At 45.4% G+C, this 5,977-nt stretch carries 8 protein-coding genes; 6 read left to right on the plus strand and 2 right to left on the minus strand.

All coding sequences use genetic code 11. The features are described 5' to 3' along the window. Window positions 1-114 precede the first annotated feature (114 nt). Complete coding sequence (locus C7B77_RS21805) at window positions 115-393, plus strand: hypothetical protein (protein ID WP_219892238.1); 279 nt, start codon at window positions 115-117, stop codon at window positions 391-393. A gap of 226 nt (window positions 394-619) precedes the next feature. Beyond that, window positions 620-1,129, plus strand: coding sequence for an allophycocyanin subunit beta (gene apcB, locus C7B77_RS21810; protein WP_106309808.1), 510 nt, complete (start codon window positions 620-622; stop codon window positions 1,127-1,129). Here apcB and C7B77_RS30290 read toward each other — a convergent pair. Together C7B77_RS30290 and C7B77_RS21815 are read right to left on the minus strand one after the other, a co-directional pair. Then, complete coding sequence (locus C7B77_RS30290) at window positions 1,126-1,272, minus strand: hypothetical protein (RefSeq protein ID WP_181243959.1); 147 nt, start codon at window positions 1,270-1,272, stop codon at window positions 1,126-1,128. The genes apcB and C7B77_RS30290 overlap by 4 nt on opposite strands. A gap of 206 nt (window positions 1,273-1,478) precedes the next feature. Beyond that, window positions 1,479-1,835, minus strand: coding sequence for a hypothetical protein (locus C7B77_RS21815; RefSeq protein WP_106309811.1), 357 nt, complete (start codon window positions 1,833-1,835; stop codon window positions 1,479-1,481). Window positions 1,836-2,303: 468 nt separating this feature from the next. Between C7B77_RS21815 and C7B77_RS21820 the strand changes: the two genes are divergently transcribed. From C7B77_RS21820 to C7B77_RS21835, 4 genes are all read left to right on the plus strand, one after another. Beyond that, on the plus strand, window positions 2,304-2,702 hold the full coding sequence (locus tag C7B77_RS21820) for an alr0857 family protein (RefSeq protein ID WP_106309814.1): 399 nt from the start codon (window positions 2,304-2,306) through the stop codon (window positions 2,700-2,702). Window positions 2,703-2,853: 151 nt separating this feature from the next. Further along, entirely contained in the window at window positions 2,854-3,690 is an 837-nt protein-coding gene (locus C7B77_RS21825) for a TlyA family RNA methyltransferase (protein WP_106309817.1), read from the plus strand. A gap of 181 nt (window positions 3,691-3,871) precedes the next feature. Beyond that, window positions 3,872-4,528, plus strand: coding sequence for a uracil phosphoribosyltransferase (gene upp / locus C7B77_RS21830; protein WP_106309820.1), 657 nt, complete (start codon window positions 3,872-3,874; stop codon window positions 4,526-4,528). Window positions 4,529-4,730: 202 nt separating this feature from the next. After that, on the plus strand, window positions 4,731-5,855 hold the full coding sequence (locus C7B77_RS21835; protein ID WP_106309823.1) for an aldo/keto reductase: 1,125 nt from the start codon (window positions 4,731-4,733) through the stop codon (window positions 5,853-5,855). Window positions 5,856-5,977 lie beyond the last annotated feature (122 nt).

Genomic DNA, 5,977 nt, shown 5'->3' on the forward strand with positions numbered 1-5,977 from the left:
AGAAAATATTAAAAAAAAGTATCGTAATTGACCAAACTCCATTTTCCTGTTGGATAATTTTAGCTATCATAAAGATAAGTAAAATTAATCAGTAGTATAACGGGGATCGTAGTAATGATGGAGCGAGCAATCTGGAGCGAAGCACAAGAAATAGCTGTATATCGTCCCGGACAAAAGGTAGAAGTAAAATCTCGATCGGGAATCGTAGATACAGTCATTGCTTACGACCCCGACATGGTACCACCAATAGTGCTAGCTAACGATCCCCAGCCGCGCTACCCAGAAGAATTAACTTTAATCTCCCAGCCAGGAACGAGCTTCAATTGGTTTTTACCGTGGTCTAAATCTCATAAAGTTACCGTTAGTACCCAGAAGGTCACCAGCCATCATTAAACCAACACCAACGATAAATCCCCAGCCCGATCGCTTTCAACCGCAATCGGGCTTATTTTTGCTTCAGCTCCAGCAACAATAAACCACCCATCCATCCATCCACTCATCCAAGCGAGTCGCCTAAAATATTAAAATACAATTGCGAATTGTAACGTAGCTATGCCAGAGGGGGGTAGTTTTCTGCAATACTGGTAAACCGATAAAAGAATTATGTTGGGACGATCTCATGCGGGATGCTGTAACAAATCTCATTAAAACTTACGATATAACAGGTCGTTATTTAGACCGGAATGCCATCGATAGCTTAAAATCCTATTTCGATACTGGCACGGCGAGAATTGCTGCGGCAGGCGTAATCAACGCTAATGCAGCTTTAATCGTCAAGAAAGCGGCTTCGCAGTTATTTGAAGAATTACCAGAATTAATCCGTGCTGGTGGCAATGCCTATACCACCAGACGTTATGCTGCTTGTCTGCGGGATATGGATTATTATCTTCGGTATGCTAGTTACGCGATCGTGGCTGGAGACACGAATGTTTTAGATGAGCGCGTCCTTCAAGGCTTACGGGAGACTTACAACTCTCTAGGCGTTCCCATTGCTCCGACGGTGCGTGGGGTTCAAATTATGAAGGATTTGGTCAAGGATTTACTAGCTACGTCTGGTGTCGCCGATACTAGCTGTGTAGATGCACCATTCGACCATATGACTCGTGAAATCAGCGAACGAGATATCTAATCTCGATCTACCAATTCTAGCCATACGGATGCATCTTTTTCGATCGCATAGTTCGCTAATTGTAAGAGTAAGACATCTAGATCTAAAACGGTAAAGCTCCAGCGAGGGAAACCCACTGGAGTATTTTGCTGTGAGAGCAACATAGTCGGCGAGAAGATACTCAGCTATTTAGCGATGTTAGGCGTGTTAGAATCTATCGAAAAATACAAAAAAGCGATCGCAGCTCGTGGTTAATTGATAACGGAGTTAGCGATCGCTTTTTTGAGAAATTATGTAGAGGTTAACTCGGAATGATTGCCACCATTCGATCGAGCGAAAACCGAGATCCGAGGATCTCGGTTAGCAGTTATTAAGCGGCTGGCTCTTGAGCGACAGCAGTTAGACTGTCAAGTGAGAGCGGAATAAAATCGCAGGTACTAGTCAACCCCAATAACATTGGTTCGTTAGGGTTGATAATCTTACCAGTAATGCCGCAGCGTTCTTCGGCATTGGCAGTTGCTGCTACAGTAGCGCGGATATCTTCAGCCGTAAATCGATGACGATAATCGCCAGATTTTTGCTGTACGTATTTCCACAAAACTTCGCGGATCAATGCTTGATAACCTTGATGTCCAGAAATTTCTTTGAGCCGTTCTTTAAGTTCGCGTTCTAGCCGAATGCTAGTAACCTCCATTTCAGTGGTTGGTGTCCGCTTGAGTGTATGCATTAGTTAGTTGCTCCGAGCACTTAGATAAACAGGGTGGTGTATTTAGTGTAGTATTTTTTGCAGTAAATAGCAAATATTTTCCAAACTTTAACTAATTATTTAGCATTGATGCATATTTTTATTATTTTTCTGCATCAAATGTTACGGAATTTAGTCGATCGTTACTGTAAGCATTATCTATAGCCGCTCTTCAGTAGCAGTCGATCTCAGTGATTGGGGACAGAGATCGCCACCAAGCGATCGGATTAAAAATTTCTGGAGAGAATTGTCGAGTCACAGCCGCGATCGCCGACACGAAAGATTTGACTTAAAAGTAGGTACAGAGAGAGTTGTAGGCTCTAGAGGGACGCCGTGGTTTCACTCGATCTAGAATCATTATTTCTGCCATCCTCACAATTTCCTCACAATTATTCTCTAAGCTACAGCGAGGAGACAGCAGTCTAAACTTCCTCCATACTGTGACGATTTATGTTGAAATTGATATATACAGAAACAGATTTACATATAGAACTGCTCGATTCTGACATCGAGGATTGGGTCGAGCAACGGCTAATCTTCGCCACGAGTACTGGTCAAACGCTGTACGTTAGCTCGGAAAAAGCTGCTTTTTTACTACCAGAGGTAGTTTGCGAAGCTACTGCAATTAGTTTTTATCTCGATCGACAACCAGAAAACAGTGTAACCGTCCATCGGTGCGATCTCGATCGAGTGGAAATCGGACTCAGCGGATATTGGCTGGCAACTAACGTAGATAGCTCTGAAGGGATCTTTGTCTCGCAATTGACCGAGAGAGTAGAGCTATATTTATGGCAATTGTGGTGCAGTGCCAATAGTCGATCGGTTGCTAGCGATGGAGTAGTGGGGTAGCAACAACTGGGTATAGTAAAACAATAGCAGAAAATAGGCAAATTGACTCTGGAGGGTATCCGCCAGCTAAATTTACTCGTAGATCGATCTTCTGCCAGTTGCCACTAGCCCATGTTATTTTTAAGATCGTTTCCCCTGCTCGGTTGCTGACTTGAAAAAACAACGCCTGGATTTACTGCTAGTAGAAAGAAACCTGTGCGAATCTCGCCAGTTGGCGCAACGCTGGATTCAAGCGGGAGAAGTCCGAGTCAACGGCGAGATTGTCGATAAAGCGGGTGCGGCAATTTTACTCACAGCAACAGTCGAAGTCAAAACTAAAGCGAGATTTGTATCGCGTGGCGGGGAAAAACTAGCCAAAGCTCTAGAAACATTTGCTATTGCAACACTCGATCGCATTTGCCTCGATGGCGGTATTTCTACAGGCGGTTTCACTGATTGTTTATTGCAAGCAGGTGCCAAACAAGTCTACGGCATTGATGTCGGTTACGGACAAGTAGACTGGAAACTGCGGACAGACGATCGAGTAATTTTGCGCGAACGGACGAATATTCGACATCTGACACCCGCCGAACTTTATGGCGAGCCAGTCGAGGGTGTCTATCCAGTGCCGCTACCTGACTTAGGGGTCGTCGATGTTTCCTTTATTTCGCTAAATAAAATTTTACCAGCATTAGCCCTGTTGCTGGCACCGCCAAAAGAACTCGTATTGCTAGTTAAACCGCAATTTGAGGTGGGTAAAGGCGCGATCGGGAAGAATGGAGTAGTCAGAGATTTAGCAGCCCAAGCTGGGGCAATTTCGGGGGTATTAGCAGCAGCACAGGGTTTAGGCTGGTATTTTCGGGGCTTAACCTGGTCGCCACTAGTCGGCCCCGCCGGAAATATTGAGTATTTATTGTGGTTAAATACAAATGGTGATGAACCAGTAGCTGTACCAGATGCAAGCGAAATTCGATCGCTAACTGAATTGGCACGACAGGCATTAAGTTAGGTTTTAGGCTTTAGGCTTTAGGCTTTAGGCTTTAGGCTTTAGGCTTTAGGCTTTAGGTTTTAGGTTTTAGGCTCTAGGATTTTGGATTGAGATATTACCCATTACCCATTACCCATTACCCATTACCCATTACCCATTACCCATCCACCCATCCACCCATCCACCCCTTTCCCCTCCCCATATGGCAATCCAACTACGCGTCTACGTCCCGCCGCATCCATTAATCAAACACTGGTTGGGAATGGCGCGGAATGTCGAGACTACGCCCAAAATCTTGCGTCAAACCCTGGCAGAATTGGGTAAGTGGTTGGCGTATGAAGCGATTAGGGAATGGCTACCGACGATCGATATTCCGATTCCGACACCGATGGCTGAAACTACGGCCACTTTCGTCCATCCCCAGACTAAACTAGCGATCGTGCCGATTCTGAGAGCGGGACTGACATTAGTTGAAGGGATTCAGTCTGTCTTACCCTTAGAGTCAGCAATTTATCACCTGGGAATGGTGCGCGATGAAGAGACATTGCTTCCAAGTTGCTATCTCAATAAATTACCCGATCGCTTCGATCCAGAGACGCGGATTATCATTGCCGAGCCGATGCTAGCAACTGGCGGCACGATAATGCAAGCAATGACTGAACTAGTCAGTAGAGGCATCGATCCGGCATACGTGCGGATTATTGCAATTATTGCCGCACCCCCAGCCTTACAAAAGCTGAGTGAGGTTTATCCCACCCTGAGTATTTACGCGGCGATGATTGACGAACATGTCAACGAGGTTGGTTTTATCGTTCCTGGTTTGGGCGATGTTGGCGATCGAGCGTTTGGAACCAATTAATTTAGAGGGTAGAGGGTAGAGGGTAGAGGGTAGAGGGTAGCAATTCATATTCGTCGTGACAATGGTGATGTGTCCGTGCGTCCTTTTAACAATGCGCCTCTGTTCGAGACAGACGGCAGGTATATAGTCTATCTTCGATAGGGCATCATAAATTATAGAAGCCCTACCCCCACTCTCTACCCTCTACCCTCTACCCTCTAATTTGCACTACCGTCGTTTTGGCAAAACTAATCTCTCACTCTCCGCATTCTCCTTGGGGACAATGCGCTGTTTAGCCGATCCGGAAATAGCTTATCGCACCGTGCGTAGAGCTGTAGAACTGGGAATCAACCATCTAGAGACAGCAAGAGGATACGGACAGAGCGAACGATATTTGGGACTGGCTCTTCAACGCGAATTACCAGTCGATCGATCGCAATTGTATATTACAACCAAGTTGCCACCGACACCCGATCGAGGGTTGATGGCAGAGTGGATCGATACATCTTTAGAACGGTTGCAAGTAGATTACATCGATTGTGTGGGCATCCACGGGATTAACACTCCAGAACATTTAGATTGGGTAGCAAATGGCAGCTATCCGGCGATTTTAGACGCGATCGAGTGCGGTAAGGTCAGACACATCGGTTTCTCGACTCACGGTAGCTTAGAGCTGATTTTAGCGGCGATCGAGACGCAATTATTTGAATTTATCAACCTGCATTATTATTACTTTTACCAACGACTGGCACCTGCGATCGAGTTGGCGAGTAAATACGACATGGGGATATTTATTATTTCCCCTGCGGATAAAGGTGGCAAACTCTACACCCCACCGCCAAATTTAGTAGATTTGTGCGCACCACTAACCCCGTTAGCATTTAATTATCGCTGGCTGTTGGCAGACGATCGAATTAGTACGCTCAGTTTGGGTGCGGCTAATCCTGAAGAACTCTATCCCTCAATAGATATCGCCGATGCTAACTATCCACTGACGGCTGATGAAAAGGCAATTATCGATCGATTGGAGCGGCAATTACAAACTAGTCTCAATACCGATTTATGCAGTCAATGTTATGCTTGTTTGCCTTGTCCCGCACAAATTAATATCCCCGAAGTATTGAGATTGCGAAATCTAGCAGTTGCTTATGAAATGACCGATTATGCGCAATATCGCTATCAGATGTTTGAAAATGCCGGACATTGGTTTCCAGGCATGAAAGCCAATCGCTGTAATGAGTGTGGCGATTGTTTGCCCCGTTGTCCGCAAGAGTTAAATATTCCGCAACTATTAACCGATGCACACCAGCAGTTGCATACTCGTCAGGGTAGGAGATTGTGGGATTAGTTGGTAGTTGGTAGTTGGTAGTTGGTAGTCGATAGTTGATAGTTGATAGTTGGTAGTGAACTCAAGTGTTCGCCCATCCACTCATCCACTCATCTACCCATCCACCCATCCACCCATCCACC

This window comes from Chamaesiphon polymorphus CCALA 037 (assembly GCF_003003845.1).
Taxonomy (GTDB): Bacteria; Cyanobacteriota; Cyanobacteriia; order Cyanobacteriales; family Chamaesiphonaceae; genus Chamaesiphon; species Chamaesiphon polymorphus.

Excerpts from the sequence above, each read along its gene's own strand:
- C7B77_RS21805 (WP_219892238.1), top strand. The coding sequence starts at position 115 with ATGATGGAGCGAGCAATCTGGAGCGAAGCACAAGAAATAGCTGTATAT.
- apcB (WP_106309808.1), top strand. The coding sequence starts at position 620 with ATGCGGGATGCTGTAACAAATCTCATTAAAACTTACGATATAACAGGT.
- C7B77_RS30290 (WP_181243959.1), bottom strand. The coding sequence starts at position 1,272 with ATGTTGCTCTCACAGCAAAATACTCCAGTGGGTTTCCCTCGCTGGAGC.
- C7B77_RS21815 (WP_106309811.1), bottom strand. The coding sequence starts at position 1,835 with ATGCATACACTCAAGCGGACACCAACCACTGAAATGGAGGTTACTAGC.
- C7B77_RS21820 (WP_106309814.1), top strand. The coding sequence starts at position 2,304 with ATGTTGAAATTGATATATACAGAAACAGATTTACATATAGAACTGCTC.
- upp (WP_106309820.1), top strand. The coding sequence starts at position 3,872 with ATGGCAATCCAACTACGCGTCTACGTCCCGCCGCATCCATTAATCAAA.